This window comes from Halorubrum sp. SD626R (genome assembly GCF_001261915.1).
In the GTDB taxonomy this organism is placed as follows: Archaea; Halobacteriota; Halobacteria; order Halobacteriales; family Haloferacaceae; genus Halorubrum.
Genome location: NZ_CVRT01000102.1, coordinates 1 through 15,323, shown reverse-complemented (window position 1 = coordinate 15,323; position 15,323 = coordinate 1). Strand labels below are relative to the sequence as shown.

Here is a 15,323-nt window from a genome sequence, read left to right as displayed (position 1 = left end):
GGCGAGGAGAAGGAGGTCCAGGTCGTCGGCCGCCACGACCCCGTGCTCCCGCCGCGGGCCGTCCCCGTCGTCGAGGCGATGCTCTACTGCACCGTCCTCGACTTCATGCTGCTCGCCGGGCGGATCAACCCCGACCGCGTCGACGGCAATCCGGGTCAGTACGACACCGACTACCACCCGAGCAGTCCGCGGAACGAGTAGCGGACGACACCGATCCGGGCCGAACTTCGTTGGATATTGGATTCGACATCCGTCAGACCCCGATCTCAGCCACACACTTATTACAGAATATTACATACCATGACACATGCCGATCGGTATCGACGCGTTCGACGACGAGCCGGAGGCGGCACTCGACGTTGCTCCCGGAACGCAACCCTATCGCGTCCTCGCGTTCCTCACTGACCACGACGATCAGGCGTTCACGCAGACAGAGATTCACGAGCGAACGGGGATCACACGCGGGAGCGTCGGCGCGGTCCTCTCTCGGCTCGAGGACCGCGGACTCGTCCGCCACCGAGGTCGGTACTGGGCGATCGCCGAGGACGACCGGCTCGCGTCGTTCGCCGCGCAACAGGCGGCGAGTTCGGCGTCGACGACGGACGACTACTACGGCGAGGACGAAGCGTGACCGCCGAGCGCGGAGCGGTAATCAAGGGGCCGGATCTGTTCGCGGACAACGACTTTCGGCCGTACGTCCGGATCAGCGACGACACGCATCCGTTCGCCGACGAAGAGGCAGTCTACGTCCCCGCGACGACGACGCGTCGATCGGCCGCGATCCCGCTCGCGGAGGAGGACTTCATCCCTGGGGGACTCCCGCGTGAAACGTACGTCAACCCGTGGACCGTCGCGACGATCCGCCACGCGGATGTTCACGGCGAGGAAGGGCAACTGATCGACGAAACGATCGAGACGATCGCGAGAGCGACCGCGGGCCACCTAGGCGTTCGGTGACCGCGCTACTCTCCCGGCGACCACTCGCAGGCGTTCCCCGCGGTGAGATCCTCCTCGTCGACGTGCGCCGCGAGGCAGGCGTAGTTGCAGAAGTACGCGGGCGAGCCGCAGTTCGCCTCGCAGTCGCGGACGCAGATCGGGTCGTGCTCGAAGATGCGCGAGCCGCAGTACGCACACGTCTCGTCGGCGGCGGGCGCGACGACGGTCGTGGTCGACATGACCGGATCCAGACATCGAACCGTCGAAAGCGTTTCGCGGTCGCCCGCGCGGAACACACGGGTCGCTGTTCGCCGACCTCGACACCGCGACGTTGCGGTCGGCGGTGGCGGCCTCACTCCCGCGACGACCACGGTCCGCTCGGCGGGTCCGGCGTCTCGCGGGTCACATCCAGCGGCAGCCGCTCGCGCGCCGTCGCGACGCCCTCGGCGACATTCTGGCCGGCGGCGTCGAAGTGGGCCGCGGCCACGAACGGGTTGACGCTCGACGCCTCCGCGTGAGCGTACACGTCGACGCCGGGGTCGCCACCGTCGCTCGTCGCCGTCGCGGCCGACACGGCCGGAAACAGGATGAGGTGAAGCTGGCGCTCCGCGAGCGGCGACGCGCGGTGGACCCACGAGCCGATCTCGGGGTCGCCGTCGCGGGTCTTCAGCCGTGAGAGGGGGTTGCGCCGGAAGCCGCGCTCCCACAGCAGCGCCTCGGTCTCGTCGAGCGGCCGGCGGAGTGTGCCGGCGTACTCCGCCTCGTCGATCGGCCGCGACCCCGCGCGCTCGTCGACGGCGACGCCGGCGAGCCGCGAGGCTCGCGCGCGGAGCGGCTCCATCCACCGCGACCGCGGCCCCGTCGCCCAGCGGAACGGCGGCGCGTACTGCAGCAGGAAGCCGGCCGTCGCGCCGACGGCGGCGAGCGCGCGCGTCGCGGGCCGCGTCGGCACGGCCGACATCAGCGTCGCGCCTCGACGTCCTTGTACCACTCAGTCAGGCGGGAGAGCCGGCTGCGTCTGATGCTGTCGAGCGCGTCGTCGCGCGCTTCGAGCGCGACGGCGACCTGCTCGCGGAGCGTCGGATCGTCCCAGTCGAGCGCGTCCGCTTCCGTCCGCCGAGCGATCACGCGGCTCGCCTCGTAGAACCGATAGACGTGGCGTATCTCGCCCGTGGTCAGCTTCCCGATCGACCGGAGCTCGGCGTCGAGCAGGTCCGCCGACAGCCGCGAACGGAGGTCGTCGAGGTCGACGTCGGGTGGAGCCTCGCGGGCCGCATCGGGCTCCGCGTTCGACTCGACCGCGGCGTCGGCCGCGTCGGGATCGGGAAGCGCCCGCTCTAGCCGCTCGATCGCCTCCCCGACGTGCCGGATCTCGAAGATCAGCGACCGACGAAAGCGGTCGCGGCGGATCCGTCGCTCGTTCCAGTTCAGGACGCCGTACGCGAGCACGCCCGCCCCGCCGCCGATGAGCGCGCTGGTCACCTCGACGCTCAGTCCGCCGGCCATCCCGCCCAGCATACGCCGGCCCGACGCGGTCGACCCGCTAATGTCTGTCGGCGAGGGCTCAGACCACGACGACCGCGTCGACGGCGACCGGCAGCACGAACCCGACGATGAACGCCCCGGTCGCGGCGTCCGCGTGGCCGTGGCCGTGCGAGGAGGGGATCAGCTCCCGGAAGACGACCGCGAGCATCGCCCCCGCGGCGAAGCCGGCGGCGATCGGGAAGAGACCGGCCGCCAGCCCGACGAGCAGGAAGCCGAACACCGAGGCGACGACCTGCGGGACGAGTCCCGAGAGGGTGGTGTACCAGAGCACCCGCAGGTTCGACATCCCGGTGTCCGCCATCGGCACCGCGAACGCGAACCCGTCGGGGACGTTCTGGAGCCCGATCACGACCGCGAGCAGCAGCGCTACCTCCTCTAACCCGGACGCGAAGGCGACGCCGATCGCGAGGCCCTCCGGCGCGTTGTGAAGGGTGATCGCCCCGCCGATCAGCAGCGCCTTCCGGAGGGTCACCTCGCGGGCGGCCTCGTCCGCCGCCGCGTTTGTCACCGCGCTCCCTGCCGGTGTCGACTCGGGATCGGCCGTACCGGAGGCGACCTCGGCCGCCCCGGCCGGGTCGTCCGCGGTCATCCCCAGCCGGTCGTTGCTCGTCGGCATCGCCGCGACATCGTTGTCGGTCGCGCCGCCCTCGGGGAGCCACTCGCGGTACTGCGCGTGGAGGTGCGGGATCGCGTAGTTCCCGCCGAGCAGCACGGCGCCGCCGAGGAGCACCCCCGCCATCACCGCGGCGAGGGTCCCCTCCTCCGTGCCGGGGAGGATCAGCCCGAAGACGCTGGCGGCGACCATCAGCCCGGCTGCGAGGCCGAGCGCGGCGTCGTAGACGCGGTGCGTCACCCGGGCGCGAAAGAACACGGGGAGCGCGCCGAGTCCGGTCACGATCCCCGCGATCCCGGAGACGGCAACGAGATTCGCCAGCGTCGTCATGGCTCCCGGTTTCGGGGCTGCGCTGATAAAGGCGTGCGGTGCGCCCGGGCGGGGCCTCGCGGCGTCGCCGCCGGTCGGAACGGCGGTGGATACCTACCGCGTGACGATCGCGCGGAGGTCGCCGCCGTACGCGACGGCGGCCACCGCGAGCGTCGCGACCGCGCCCACCGGGAGCACGGCGAACGGGCCGGCGGTGATCCCGACCCCGAACCGCGTCGCGAGGCCGACGGAGACCCACAGGCTCGCGGTCGCCGCCAGCACGAGCAGTCCGCCGGTGACGCGGCGGTCCTCGCGGCCGACGACGACGCCGCTCGCCGCGCTGGACGCCGCGAGGACGTGGAAGCCGATCGCGAGCGGCCACGCGCGGATCGACGCCGGGAGGGCCGCGAACGACCGCGACTGGTCGAGGAAGTAGTCCCAGACCGGGTAGCCGCCGACGGCGGCCCCGGACCCGGGGGCGGCCGCGCTGAGGAAGCCCCAGAGGCTCACGACCGTGAGGTCGCCGGCGGCCGGAATGACTGCCATCGGCACCGCGAGCAACGCGAGGACGAGCGCCCACCCCGCCCGCGAGACGGGACCGTGCGCGCTCGCGTCGCCGTCGGCTCGGCCGGCGCCAGTCGAACCGGTGCCGGTTCCCTCGCCGCCGAACCCTGGCGGGGGCCCTTCGGACATACCCTCGGTTCGGGGTCGCAGCGACAAGAGTCGCCCGGGATCCGTCGACCGTCTCCCGTGCCCGCGGCGGACGGGGCGATTTAAATACCCCCGAGCGAAACAGCCGTGTATGGCGGCCCTCCGTGCCCTCCGTCCGGCAGTCGGCGGTATCGCTCGCAACCCGGTCCTCCTGCTCGTCACGGCCCTGTACGGCCTCGCGCAGGTCCCGAACCTCCTCGTTCCCGCGACGCGGCCGATCCTGGCGGCGATCGTCTCGCTCGCCACATTCGGCGTCCTCGTCCTCGCGCTCCCGTTCGTCCAGGGCGGGCTGCTCGGCATGGCGAGCGAGGCGATCGCCGGCCGAACCGGGCTCGGAACGCTCGTCGCCGAGGGGCGAGACAACTACCTGTCGCTGCTGCTCGCCTACTTCGTCCTGCTCGCGATCAACCTCGTCTTCGGGATCGTCGCGTTCGTCGGCGGCCTGATCGTCTTCGTCACCGGCGTCGCCACGGTTCCGACGGACGCGCCGGCCGTCGGCGTCAACCCGACGCTGCTCGCGGTCCTCGCGATCGTCGGGGGCGGGCTCCTCCTCGCGTACTTCCTCGTCACGTTCGCCGTCCAGTTCTACGCCCACGCCGTCGTCCTCGACGACGCGGCGCTCGTCGACGGGTTCCGGCGCAGCGTCGGCCTCGTCCGGTCGAACGTCCTGAGCGTCGTCGGCTACTCCGTGATCCTCCTCGTCGGGAGCGTCGCCCTCGGGACGCTGGCCGCGGCCGCGTCGCTCGTCCTCGGGTCGCAGACGGCGGGGGCGCCCGCGGCGCCGTTCGCCGATCTCGCGTCGGTCGAGCCGACGCTGTCCGTCCTCGCCGTCGCCGGCGTCGGCTACCTCGTCCTGACGAGCGCGTTCGCGGCCTTCTACGCGACCTACTCTGTCGCGTTCTACGAGGCGATCAGTCGCAACACCGCGCCGGTATGAGTCCGAACCTGCCGGTGTGAGTCCGAACCCGCGGCGGTGACCGGACGCGTCGCGTCGACGAGCCGACGGACGGCGTCCCGGCGACCGCCACCGATAATCCGGTGGCGCCCGTGGAATCGGTGTGAACACGCAGGACGGCGGTCACCACGACGCGGCGGTCGACGCACTCGCGGCCCGCGAGTACGAGGAGGCCGGGAACCGGTATACGCGCGGCGGACGGCGGGTGCTCGCCGACCCGCGCGAGGGGCTCGACCCGTTCGCCCCCGACGAGAAGGGGTGGATCGGCCAGGGGCTCCAGCAGCTGTGCGCGGCGACGGTCGCCTACCGCGTGGCGGGCGTCGACGCCCGCGCGACACAGCGCGCGGTCGAGGGGATCGCCGCGACGCGCGACTTCGAGCGGCTCCTCGACGCGCCCGGGCAGGGCGCCTGCCTCGCGGAGTTCGTCGCCGACTTCCGGGTCGTCGGCGGGCTCGACGGCGCCGACGCGGCGTACGACGACGCCGCGGAGCGGTACGCGGCCGCCGCCGACGCGATCGACTCGCCGCAGGCGCTCGCGACGACCCCGCTGTTCGGCGCCGCGGCCGCGACGATCAAGCAGGTCGCCCGCGGGCAGGCGAACGGTGAGATCGCGATCGAGTGGGCGGACCTGCACGGGTCCGATCCCTCGCGGGCGGGCGACTTCCTCGCGCACCGCGCCCGGTTCAAGCGGCAGCGGTTCGCGGGGCTCGTCGAGAAGGCGGTCGCGGACGCCCACCTCGCGGCGCCCCGCGGCACGACCGAGTACGGCAACGAGACGCATCGCTGTCCGAACTGCGGCTCGAACGACGTCAACTGGGCCGGCACCGACGTGCTCTGCATGCGGTGTTCGACGCCGACCGACCGGATTTGAACGGCCGGTCTCCCCTCAGTCCGCGAGCAGGCTCTCGCCGTCGAAGTCGGCGTCGGCGTCGACGTCCATCAGGTCGAGGATCGTCGGCGTCACGTCGAAGAGGTTCGACCCAGCGACGTCGACGTCGGGGTCGGTCGTGTACAAAAGCGAGTTCTCGAACTTGTGCATTCCGTTGCGAGGCCCCTCGGTGAAGACGGCCTCCTTGCCGCCGAAGCCGGACTTCAGGTCGAACCCGTCCGCGGGGATGACAACGAGGTCGGGCGCGATCTCGTCGTGCGCGCCGTCGAAGGCGTCCTCGCCGTCGACGATCCGCTTGCACACCTGCCGGCCGTCGGGCCCGGTGAGCGATTCGAGGTCGCTCCTGAGCTCGTCGCGGACCGCCTCGTACTCCGACTCGGGGACGACGCCCTCGGGCTCGCGGCCCTCCAGGTTGAGGTAGAAGCGCCCGGGAATGAGCGAGTAGGCCCTGGTGTCGTCGTCGATGTCCTCCAGCGAGTCGTGGTCGTCGGCCTCGTAGGAGAGCCATCCCTCGTCGGCGAGGAACTGGTTGCAGTTGGCCTCCCACTCCAGCCGGGTGAACCCGTGGTCGGAGGCGACGATCAGCGTGGTATCGTCGTCCAGCGAGTCGCGGATCTCGCCGATGTAGCCGTCGAGCTTCCGGTAGAAGTCGAGGAAGTCTTGCTTATACTCCCCGTCCGTCGCGTAGTCGCCGAACAGGAAGTGGTTGACGCGGTCGGTGCTCATGAAGACGCCGAAGAAGAGGTCCCAGTCGTCCTGGTCGAGGTAGTGGGTGAACACGTCCTGCCGGGCGTCGAGGGTGGCGTGAGCGTTCTCGACGAACTCGCGCTTGTCGTCGTCGTGGCCGAGCTTCGCGTTCACGTCGATGCGGTAGTCACGGTCTTCGAGGACCCGCCGGACCGCGTCGTCGCTCGCGGCCGCGTCGAGCCCGGGCGAGAGGAAGCCGGAGACCTGGCGCTGGATCCGGGCCGACGGCGGGAACGTGACGGGGACGTTGAGCACGGTCGCGTCCCGGCCCGCGTCGGTGACGCGGTCCCACAGCCGCGTCGCCTTCACGTGTCGGCCCATCGGGACGTACGTCTCGTAGGAGTCGACCTCGCGGTCCTGGAAGCCGTAGACCCCCGTTTCGCCGGGGTTGACGCCGGTCGTGAGACTCGGCCAGCAGGCGCTCGACTCGGGCGGCACGATGCTCTCTAAGCGTCCGGCCGACCCGGCCTCGGCGATCGCGGTGAGGTTCTCGAAGACGTCGGGGTGGTCCCTGACGAGGTCGTACGGTACGCCGTCGATACCGAGGAAGACGACGCGCTCGTCGTCGCCGCCGCGCAGCCGATCGAACAGTCCCATGTGCGGAACGTCCGGTGCCGCCGACATATCGCTTGCGTTCCGACGAATCGAGCCGTTTCACTGCCTCCCTCCACCCTTCGCCGGCCCCCCGCCGCTCCCCGTCGGGCGAGACCGATTCAGAAGGCCTATTTCCCTACGTGGAGACACTTCTGGCACATGACCGACGACTTCCCGGCGGGCGTCGACGTCGACTACGCCGACGGCGAGGGCGAGGACCCGGCGGACTACCCGTCGATCCAGCACAAGATCGAGAAGGCGATCGAGGTCACCCGGCAGGGGCTCGAACAGTACGACACCCCCGCGGTGATGTGGACGGGCGGGAAGGACTCCACGCTGACGCTGTACTTCATCAACCAGGTCGCCGAGGAGTACGGCTACGAGAAGCCGACCGCCGTCTTCATCGACCACTTCCAGCACTTCGATTCGATCACTGACTTCGTCGAGCGCTGGGCCGACGAGTGGGAGATCGACCTCGTGTACGCCCGCAACGACGACGTCGGCGCGTACGTCGACGAGCACGGGCTGGAGCCGGGCGACGACATCCCCGTCGACGCGCTCTCGGAGCACAACCAACACCACGTCCGCGACATCCTGGAGTACGAGGAGGAGACGTTCCCGTTCCTGCTGGACACCTACGTCGGGAACCACCTGCTGAAGACGGTCGCGCTCAACGACGCCCTCGAAGAGCACGACATCGACGGCGTGATCTCGGGCGTTCGGTGGGACGAGCAGGAGGCCCGCGCGGACGAGACGTTCTTCTCGCCGCGCCACGACCCCGACCTGTTCCCGCCGCACGACCGGATCCAGCCCATCCTGCAGTTCGCCGAGGCCGACGTGTGGGAGGCGTTCTGGGACTACGTCGTCCCCGATACGGTCGACGCGTTCCCCGACGAGGGGTACGTCCCGGAGTCGGCCGAGGACCTCCCCGAGGGCGTCGAGCAGGAAGACGTGCCGATCTCGCCGAAGTACTTCGCCGGGTTCCGCTCGCTCGGCAGCGAGGTCTCGACCGACAAGACGACCGAGGAGCCCGCCTGGCTCCAGGACCTGGAAGGAACGACCGAGCGCGCCGGCCGCGCCCAGGACAAGGAGGACCTGATGGAGCGGCTGCGCGACCTCGGCTATATGTAGCGCCCGCAAGAGACCGCGTCTCCTTTGACTCGAACGCATTCAGTCGCCGTCGAAGGTCACGTAGTTCGCCCGCGTTTCGGATATCTACCGCGGCCCGCCGAATCGAGAGAGTCGGCGAGTCGGAGCCCAAGACTGAACTGAAGCTCCCGGGTCGGAGTAACGAGACGGTGCCCGGCGTCGAGTGACGGACTTGATCGGGCTCGCATCGTCAGCTGTGACCGCCCGAAGTGACCATGGCGACTGTCTGAAGGGGTAGCGGACGTCCCCTGCTCGCGCCCGCCGGCGCGATTCCGCGACTCGCTACCTCTTTAAATCCTCGACCGCAAACGATCGCTATGGCCGTTGGAACCAGTCTCTCGTTACAGCTCGCCGACTTCGGCACTCGCTCGTTGGTCACGCACAGCCTCATGGCGGTGGGGTTCGCCGGGGCGGTCGTCTCGGGCCTGTTCGTCGAGGGCCAACTGGGCACCATCTCGATGGCGGCGTTCATCAACTTCACCGCCGGCCTGTGGATCTCCCAGTCGATCCACTCGCTCGGCAACGCCGCGACCGAAGACGAGTACGAGGGCGTACTCAAGGAGCTCCTCAACCGTGTCTAGCGACCCCGGGATCGATGTCGGTCGACTCGGGCGCACGCTCGTGCTCATCGGCTTCGTGACGACGGTGTTTATGCTGCTGATCGCGAACCGGCTCTCCGGCGACACGTTCCGGATCGGCGCCGTCGCCATCGGGACGGTCGCGCTCATCACCGCGATTACCGGCTTCCTCATCGCGGCCGGCAGTGCGGTCGAGGGGCACTGAGCGTTCCGAACCGACCGTTTTACTCTCAAAGGTAAGGATTTCGAGCCGACCGTGACGACCTACCGATTCCGCGTCAAGTCCGATCCAGACCCGGCAGATCTTTGGCGAGATATCGTCGTTGGGGGAAACCGCGCGCTCACCGAACTTCAAGCCGCGATGAACGACGCGATGGGCCTTGACCGGGGGCACCTCTGGTTCATCGGCGCGGACGAGGCGTACTGGAACAGCGAAATCAAATTTCAGTCGCCACAGGAGTTCGACGAGTCGGCCGGGTCGACCGCGTTCGGCGTCGACGAGACGACGTACGACGCCGGCGAGACGACCGTCGACGAGATGGTCGACCGGCTTGGTCTCGACGAGCGCGACCGCATCTGCTACCTGTACGATTACGGCGACGAGCGGCGTTTCTACGCGATCCTGAAAGAGATCGACGACAGTGGACCGACCGACGAGGATCCGCACGTCGTCGCCGAGCGCGGTGAGGGGCTTGATTTGGAAACCAGCCCACAGACGTAACGAAACAACACGTGCTCGATCCGGAGACGCAATGGGGATGCCGGTGCAGAACTGTAGCGAATGAGCGACGGCGCAGACCGAACGAGAGTTCCGCCAAAACGTTATGACGCTTCCCGGAGAAACTACGGACATGAGCGTGACCATCCCCGTGGTTTCGACACCGAACGTTCTCGGCGGGAAACCGCGGATAGAAGGGACACGCGTCGGCGTGTATCAGGTGGGATCCCTCGTTCGCGAGCACGATTGGTCGACGGCGGTCGTCGCCAAGGAGTTCGATCTGACGGCCGACGAGATCGACGCCGCCCCCGAGTACTACGAGTCGAATCCCGACGAGATGGAGGCGATCGCTGAGAGAGCGACGGCGACCCGCGACCGATTAAGCGACCGGAACTGCGCGTCCGAGTAATTCACTTATACGGCTCACACACCAGCTTCACGCCCTCCTCGAAGCTGATCTGGGGCTCCCAGCCGGTCGCCTCGTGGAACGTCGAGTAGTCTGCCATCGTGTCGTGGACGTAGCCGTCGAAGGGGCACTCGACGTACTCGGGGTCGATGTCGGTGCCGAGCGCGTCGTTGATCATCGCGACCATCTCGTTGAACGTGTACGCCTCCTGGGTGCCGACGTTGTAGACGCCCGTCAGCCCGCGGTCCGCGGCGAGCTCGCAGGCGCGAGCCACGTCCGAGACGTGGGTGAAGTCGCGAGTCTGGGTGCCGTCGCCGAACAGCTCCGGCGCCTCGCCGTTCGCGATGGCGTCCGCGAACTGTGCGACCGTGTTCGCGTACTCGCCCTTGTGTTCCTCGTTGCCGCCGAAGCCCTGATACACGGAGAAGAAGCGAAGGCCGGCCACGTTCATCTCGTGGTGGTTGGCGTAGTACTCCCCGTAGCGCTCGCGGGCGAGCTTGGAGGCCTCGTAGGCGGTGTGGGCCTGTACGTCCATGTCGACGGGTGAGGGCTCGGTGCGGCTGCCGTAAATCGAGGAGGTGGAGGCGTAGACGACGGTCTCGCACCCATTCTTGCGGGCGCGCTCGACCGCGTTGACGAACCCCTCGACGTTGACGCGGCAGCCGCGCTGCGGGTTCTCCTCGTGCATGTTCCGCGAGGAGAGCGCGGCGAGGTGGAAGAGGACGTCGACGTCGGCGGGGTAGTCGTCGTCAAGCACGGAGGCCTCGACGAACTCGACCTCGGGATCGAGGTTCTCGGACGTGCCGAGATAGGTGTCGTCGACGGCGATCACGTCGTTGTCGGCGGCGAGGCGGTTCGCGAGGTTCGAGCCGATGAAGCCCGCGCCGCCCGTGACGAGGACGCGTTTGTCGTTCATACGTACGTCTCCTCGGAGATGTCGGTTTAGCGCTTCGGTTCTCTCTGCTTGCCGTTCGTTTTGGAGCATCAGACAGCGCCTGTGTAACGGGTACGATCCGATCGAATAAATCACCATATCTTATGTTGATCGAATCACGTAGATCCGACGAGATGATTCGATGAGCACGCCAGACGACGCTGACACTAACGGCGGCGAGGAGTACGGCGAAGCCGAAATAAACGACCGAGGGCGACTGACGATCCCCAAGCCGCTCAGGGACGACCTCGGGATCGAGGGCGGAACGGCGTTTACTGTCATCCGTGAAGGAAATACGATTCGGCTCGTCCGCCGGCTCCCCGAACTTCAGACGGTGTCGACGGGTCGTTCGCGAGAGGAGTGGGGCGACGACGCGTTCCGCGACGCCGGACGCGCAACGTTCGGGGAGGAGTAAATGCGGATCCTTCCGGATATTAACGCCCTCGCGATTCAGCTGATCGATGATCATCCCGGACATCCCTACATCGCCGATCATCTCGTTCCCGCGCTGGAGGGAACCGACACGCTCCTGTTGTTCGGCTATCTCCCGCTCCGCGTCCAATGGGTGCTCGAAGATCTCGGGCTGTCCACGGTCGATGCTCGAAATGCCGTTCGGTCGCTACTTCAATACCCGACAGAATCGGTCGATGTCACACCAGACACCGTTCTCAACGCGTACGACATCAGCGCGGACAAAAACCACGACGTGTACGACTGCTTCTACATCGCGCTCGCACGCGAAGCCGACGCCGATCGGTTGATCACAACCGACCGCGACTTCGAGGCGCTGTGTACCGACGAGCCGTTCTCGTACACCAATCCCGTCCCGGAATCGGTGCTCGAAGAGTTCCACGCGGTGTAAACTACCCCATCCTACTCGCTCACGGCGTTGCCGTTCGCTTCGTTGGGGGTGGGGCTTTCGCGTGGACTCCCGTTCTGGCCATCGCTGGCAGGCTCGTAATCACCGTTCACGTTCAATGTCCCGCGATTCAAGCGCACGTCCAGCACGCGTTGAGAGGACCGTAAGTTGAATTTGACACTAATTGAATAGTCTACAGCAGTTTTATTTCGTTTGAGCGCGAGTATATAGTCATGACCGCCGGCGATTCACCCGCGAACATCGAGCTTGTGTCGGGATTCAGCGAGGAGCTCACAGCCGCCCCGGCCGACGAGCGGGTGTACCGCGTCGCGCTCCAGCTGTACGATCCCGCAGGCGTCCCAGAGATCGCGGAGCGCGCGTCCTGTGCACCGGACACCGCCCGCCGACACCTCAGCCGACTCGCCGACATCGGCGTTGTCGATCTCGTCTCCGACACGCCGACCACGTACGTGCGGAACGAATCGTACTTCGAGTGGCGTCTCCGCGATCGTCTCGGGGAGCAGTCGATGAGCGACCTGGGTGAAACACTCGGTGAGCTCACCGCCGAAGAGCGGGCGTTTCGAGACCGGTTCGGGGTGGAAGGGCCGAGTGCGGTCGACGCGCTCGATCACGCCGACTACGACGACATCGAAGACGTCTGGCTCGCGTTGAGCGAGTGGCGAACGGTTCGGAGACGGATCGAACGATTGGAAGCGATTCGACAGGAGCGTGCCGGCGACTCGTCTTTCGAGGGGGAACCGGCGGAACCGTGAGTGATACGGACGGGTCTCGCACCGTCGACGAAGCGACGCTCCGATACATCGGCCGACTACTCGGACGGCAAGACGCTGTCGAGGCGACATCGCTGTTTCCGGCCATCAAACCCGAGACGCTCGTCGTTCGGCTCGATACAGAGGGGTACCCGGCCGACATCGACGAGATATCCCTCGAAATCCGTGCCTACACGAACGGTGAGTTCCACGTCTCGTACCTCGAGGCGTTCGCGGGCGACCGGCGTCGGTGTCGCTGGGACAGACACGACCAGTCCCATAACGCACGCGATCACTTCCATCCGCTTCCGGATGCCCGGACGGACGCGGCAGTCGACCGGACCTATCCGACAGACCTCACGCGTGTGCTCGAAACGACGGTTCTCCCGTGGGTTCAGAACCGACTCGGCACGCTCTGGCGCTGATCGGTGCTCCAACGAAACACACTCATCCCCCTGCGCACGTTCCGTCAACGTATGGACGACGACTGGATCGCCGCCGCCGACTGGCGGACGATCGTCGCCAACGTGCCGATCGTCTCCGTCGATCTCGTGATCAGGCGCGACGGCGGCGTGGTGCTCGGACGACGGACGAACGAGCCGGCGAAAGGATACTGGTTCATCCCCGGCGGGCGCGTGCTGAAAGGCGAGACGCGACGCGAGGCGGTCGGCCGGGTCGCCGCCGAGGAACTCGGAATCGAGGTCGAAATGGTCGAGTCGCTCGGGGCGTTCGAACACCTGTACGACACGTCGGATATCTCGGGCGTCGACTCGAAGCACTACCTGGCGAACGGGTACGTGGTCGATGTCGTCGACGGCGAGCCAGAACCGGACGACCAACACGACGCGTTTCGGGTGTTTCGGTCGCCGCCCGAGCCGTGTCACGAGTACGTCCGGGCGTACGTTGAGGCAGCCGAAACGGTGAGCGGTTGGTTCTGAGTACCGCTCCGATCAGCAGGAGAGTTGATATTGGGTCTCCCGTCGTACGTGTGTGATCGTCGATAACCTCGATAGAGTGGATGGTTGCAGTCGTATCCCGAACCGCTCCCACGTGACATGAACTGAGGTGAAGCCGCTGTCCGCCGTGTAGCCCGCCGACGCGACCCCGGTCGCAGTCCCTGAGCCGGCATCCGATTCGTTCCCGTTCGTCCACCAACATCCGTTTGAGCCTCCCAGCTGTAGCGAGGTTGTGGCTGCGCGCGCAGCGACGACAGGAGCGAGCACGGAGCGGTGGGCGGGGTGGTGGGGTGTGGCTGGCTGGTGCGGACACACCGATCAGCCGGCCCTTCGGCGTGACAATTGATCCTTCACCATGCCGATCCTCCGGCAAAAAGGGGAGATGCTGGCCTACCTCTCCCACCACCGGTTGCGCTCGGGGAAGCCAAGCTGTGAGCGCCGCGTCAGCGCCACCGATACCCGGCCCTCGTACCAGCTTGTCTTGGCGCTGGCGATCCGGACGCGCTCGCCCTCGTCGATGCGTGGTTGATTCGACTTTACCCAGACGGTCACCTTGATCTGACCGGTGTCATCCGCGAGCAGCCCGACTTGGCTGATGGCCGGACTCGTCGGCTCCCAGTCTTCGACCCACTCGCCGGCGATGCTCACCGTGGAGCGACTGACGTCACCGACCGCGTCGATCGGAATGACGGTCCCGGGCGCCGTGCGCACCTCCTCAGCGACCCGCACGGTCGCCGTCGACAGATCCTGTCCGTTAGCGACCTGCGTGGCGAGGCGTCTGCTCACCGCCGCAGCCGTCCACCCGGTCCGATTGGTAGCGATCCGCCTGGCGGTTTCGTTCACCTGCGCAAGCTCTTCTTGCGCGAGCGACTCGCGGGGATCCGACCGCGCCGGATCTGTCCACGGGTCTACGGCGGCACGCCGCTCGGCGAACGTCTCGCGTCGTCGGCGACTTCCCTCGGCTACGACCTGCCGCGTCCGGGCTTCTCTGTCTGCTGTCTGTCGACGATCCCACCGTGCGCGGGTGCGTGCCTTCTCTGCTTTGCGCGCTATTTCTCGCTCCTCGGCTGCCAGCGAGAGTCCGTCAACCCCCGCATCAGGGTGGTTTGCATCCACCTTTGCCTGCGTTGCCTGCTCAACCCCTGGCTTGAAGATTGGCTTCTCGTCAACGACTGGGACGCCGTCTGCATCGATTGTCTGCTCCGCTGCGTGCTTGAATGCCTGTTTATCCACCGTAACGACTTTTTGACTCGAATTGTTACTATACATCGTAGTACATGGATCCGAAGGCGCTCACGCGCCGCCACCGCGATGCAATCCCATCGCGGGTTTTCGTCGATATTGACGTCCGATAGCACCGACTGCGCGCTCTCGCTCGCGCCTTCGCGAGCGCCCTGTGGGCGCGAGCGAGAGCGCGCCTGCATGCGGTGCCCCGTATCCAGCCCTGCGCGGCGACCCGCCCGGAGCGAGCGGCCAGCGGAGAAAGCGTGGGGGGTGAGCAGCCACGCCGCGCAACCCTTCGCGCTTTCCCGCTGGCGTCGAGGGCACATGCACTTGAGCCCGGAACGGCGACCGAGCGCACGCGAGGGCGCCGCACGCCCGGAATGGTCGGTCGCGAGCGACGCGGAGGGCGGCAGCGGCGAGCGGGGCGGGC

Annotated in this window: 23 protein-coding genes and 1 pseudogene; 15 read left to right on the top strand and 9 right to left on the bottom strand. The window is 67.6% G+C overall.

What is annotated here, in order from left to right; all coding sequences use genetic code 11:
• The 3 genes from SD626R_RS10890 to SD626R_RS10880 all read left to right on the top strand — a co-directional run.
• Positions 1-201, top strand: a 201-nt coding sequence (locus SD626R_RS10890) for a chorismate synthase (RefSeq protein ID WP_141651431.1), incomplete at its 5' end; no start/stop codon positions are given.
• Positions 202-307: 106 nt separating this feature from the next.
• Entirely contained in the window at positions 308-631 is a 324-nt protein-coding gene (locus tag SD626R_RS10885) for a MarR family transcriptional regulator (RefSeq protein WP_092566384.1), read from the top strand.
• A complete protein-coding gene (locus tag SD626R_RS10880; RefSeq protein ID WP_092566383.1) occupies positions 628-957 on the top strand; it encodes a hypothetical protein in 330 nt (109 codons plus the stop codon). The genes SD626R_RS10885 and SD626R_RS10880 overlap by 4 nt, the downstream gene beginning before the upstream one ends.
• A 5-nt stretch (positions 958-962) precedes the next feature.
• Here SD626R_RS10880 and SD626R_RS10875 read toward each other — a convergent pair whose 3' ends face one another.
• The 5 genes from SD626R_RS10875 to SD626R_RS10855 all read right to left on the bottom strand — a co-directional run bounded on the left by SD626R_RS10875 (position 963) and on the right by SD626R_RS10855 (position 4,096).
• On the bottom strand, positions 963-1,175 hold the full coding sequence (locus SD626R_RS10875; RefSeq protein ID WP_092566382.1) for a hypothetical protein: 213 nt from the start codon (positions 1,173-1,175) through the stop codon (positions 963-965).
• Positions 1,176-1,288: 113 nt separating this feature from the next.
• Positions 1,289-1,897, bottom strand: a complete 609-nt coding sequence (locus SD626R_RS10870; protein WP_092566381.1) for a hypothetical protein — start codon at positions 1,895-1,897, stop codon at positions 1,289-1,291.
• Positions 1,897-2,454 (bottom strand): hypothetical protein, encoded by a 558-nt coding sequence (locus tag SD626R_RS10865; protein WP_092566380.1) that lies wholly within the window; start codon positions 2,452-2,454, stop codon positions 1,897-1,899. Before SD626R_RS10865 ends, SD626R_RS10870 begins: the two co-directional genes overlap by 1 nt.
• Before the next feature lie 46 nt (positions 2,455-2,500).
• Positions 2,501-3,424 carry a ZIP family metal transporter gene (locus SD626R_RS10860; RefSeq protein WP_092566379.1) on the bottom strand — a complete coding sequence of 308 codons (924 nt, stop codon included), beginning with the start codon at positions 3,422-3,424 and terminating at the stop codon, positions 2,501-2,503.
• 93 nt (positions 3,425-3,517) lie between these two features.
• Positions 3,518-4,096, bottom strand: coding sequence for a TIGR04206 family protein (locus SD626R_RS10855; RefSeq protein WP_092566378.1), 579 nt, complete (start codon positions 4,094-4,096; stop codon positions 3,518-3,520).
• Positions 4,097-4,205: 109 nt separating this feature from the next.
• Here SD626R_RS10855 and SD626R_RS10850 point away from each other — a divergent pair, with 109 nt between their 5' ends.
• Positions 4,206-5,051: a DUF7847 domain-containing protein gene (locus tag SD626R_RS10850; protein ID WP_092566377.1), complete on the top strand. Its 846-nt coding sequence runs from the start codon at positions 4,206-4,208 to the stop codon at positions 5,049-5,051.
• A gap of 121 nt (positions 5,052-5,172) precedes the next feature.
• Positions 5,173-5,940, top strand: a complete 768-nt coding sequence (locus SD626R_RS10845) for a hypothetical protein (RefSeq protein WP_092566376.1) — start codon at positions 5,173-5,175, stop codon at positions 5,938-5,940.
• Between the two features lie 15 nt (positions 5,941-5,955).
• On the opposite strand, the gene SD626R_RS10840 is transcribed toward SD626R_RS10845, so the two are convergent.
• Positions 5,956-7,302: an alkaline phosphatase family protein gene (locus SD626R_RS10840; RefSeq protein ID WP_092566375.1), complete on the bottom strand. Its 1,347-nt coding sequence runs from the start codon at positions 7,300-7,302 to the stop codon at positions 5,956-5,958.
• A 156-nt stretch (positions 7,303-7,458) separates the two neighbouring features.
• Between SD626R_RS10840 and SD626R_RS10835 the strand changes: the two genes are divergently transcribed.
• The 5 genes from SD626R_RS10835 to SD626R_RS10815 all read left to right on the top strand — a co-directional run bounded on the left by SD626R_RS10835 (position 7,459) and on the right by SD626R_RS10815 (position 10,153).
• Positions 7,459-8,430 (top strand): phosphoadenosine phosphosulfate reductase family protein, encoded by a 972-nt coding sequence (locus SD626R_RS10835; protein ID WP_092566374.1) that lies wholly within the window; start codon positions 7,459-7,461, stop codon positions 8,428-8,430.
• 335 nt (positions 8,431-8,765) lie between these two features.
• Positions 8,766-9,029 carry a hypothetical protein gene (locus tag SD626R_RS10830; protein WP_092566373.1) on the top strand — a complete coding sequence of 88 codons (264 nt, stop codon included), beginning with the start codon at positions 8,766-8,768 and terminating at the stop codon, positions 9,027-9,029.
• Positions 9,022-9,231, top strand: a complete 210-nt coding sequence (locus SD626R_RS10825; RefSeq protein WP_092566372.1) for a hypothetical protein — start codon at positions 9,022-9,024, stop codon at positions 9,229-9,231. Before SD626R_RS10830 ends, SD626R_RS10825 begins: the two co-directional genes overlap by 8 nt.
• Positions 9,232-9,282: 51 nt before the next feature.
• Positions 9,283-9,747: an IS1096 element passenger TnpR family protein gene (locus tag SD626R_RS10820; protein ID WP_092566371.1), complete on the top strand. Its 465-nt coding sequence runs from the start codon at positions 9,283-9,285 to the stop codon at positions 9,745-9,747.
• Positions 9,748-9,877: 130 nt separating this feature from the next.
• The gene (locus tag SD626R_RS10815) at positions 9,878-10,153 is read left to right on the top strand and encodes a DUF433 domain-containing protein (RefSeq protein ID WP_092566370.1); all 276 of its coding nucleotides are present in this window, start codon (positions 9,878-9,880) and stop codon (positions 10,151-10,153) included.
• Position 10,154: 1 nt separating this feature from the next.
• Here SD626R_RS10815 and SD626R_RS10810 read toward each other — a convergent pair whose 3' ends face one another.
• The gene (locus SD626R_RS10810; RefSeq protein WP_092566369.1) at positions 10,155-11,066 is read right to left on the bottom strand and encodes an NAD-dependent epimerase/dehydratase family protein; all 912 of its coding nucleotides are present in this window, start codon (positions 11,064-11,066) and stop codon (positions 10,155-10,157) included.
• A gap of 160 nt (positions 11,067-11,226) precedes the next feature.
• Here SD626R_RS10810 and SD626R_RS10805 point away from each other — a divergent pair, with 160 nt between their 5' ends.
• Together SD626R_RS10805 and SD626R_RS10800 are read left to right on the top strand one after the other, a co-directional pair.
• Complete coding sequence (locus SD626R_RS10805) at positions 11,227-11,499, top strand: AbrB/MazE/SpoVT family DNA-binding domain-containing protein (RefSeq protein ID WP_092566368.1); 273 nt, start codon at positions 11,227-11,229, stop codon at positions 11,497-11,499.
• Positions 11,500-11,946, top strand: a complete 447-nt coding sequence (locus SD626R_RS10800) for a type II toxin-antitoxin system VapC family toxin (RefSeq protein ID WP_092566367.1) — start codon at positions 11,500-11,502, stop codon at positions 11,944-11,946.
• A gap of 11 nt (positions 11,947-11,957) precedes the next feature.
• On the opposite strand, the pseudogene SD626R_RS17510 reads toward SD626R_RS10800, so the two are convergent.
• Positions 11,958-12,089, bottom strand: a pseudogene (locus SD626R_RS17510) (RNA-guided endonuclease TnpB family protein); the annotation flags it as partial.
• An 87-nt stretch (positions 12,090-12,176) separates the two neighbouring features.
• On the opposite strand from SD626R_RS17510, the gene SD626R_RS10795 reads away from it, so the two are divergent.
• From SD626R_RS10795 to SD626R_RS10785, 3 genes are read left to right on the top strand one after another with little or no spacing between them, the layout of a single operon-like run.
• The gene (locus tag SD626R_RS10795) at positions 12,177-12,716 is read left to right on the top strand and encodes a DUF7342 family protein (RefSeq protein WP_092566366.1); all 540 of its coding nucleotides are present in this window, start codon (positions 12,177-12,179) and stop codon (positions 12,714-12,716) included.
• Complete coding sequence (locus SD626R_RS10790; RefSeq protein WP_092566365.1) at positions 12,713-13,138, top strand: toxin-antitoxin system TumE family protein; 426 nt, start codon at positions 12,713-12,715, stop codon at positions 13,136-13,138. Before SD626R_RS10795 ends, SD626R_RS10790 begins: the two co-directional genes overlap by 4 nt.
• A gap of 51 nt (positions 13,139-13,189) precedes the next feature.
• On the top strand, positions 13,190-13,651 hold the full coding sequence (locus SD626R_RS10785) for a GDP-mannose mannosyl hydrolase (RefSeq protein WP_092566364.1): 462 nt from the start codon (positions 13,190-13,192) through the stop codon (positions 13,649-13,651).
• Between the two features lie 408 nt (positions 13,652-14,059).
• Here SD626R_RS10785 and SD626R_RS10780 read toward each other — a convergent pair whose 3' ends face one another.
• The gene (locus SD626R_RS10780) at positions 14,060-14,938 is read right to left on the bottom strand and encodes a DNA-binding protein (protein WP_092566363.1); all 879 of its coding nucleotides are present in this window, start codon (positions 14,936-14,938) and stop codon (positions 14,060-14,062) included.
• Positions 14,939-15,323: the final 385 nt, after the last annotated feature.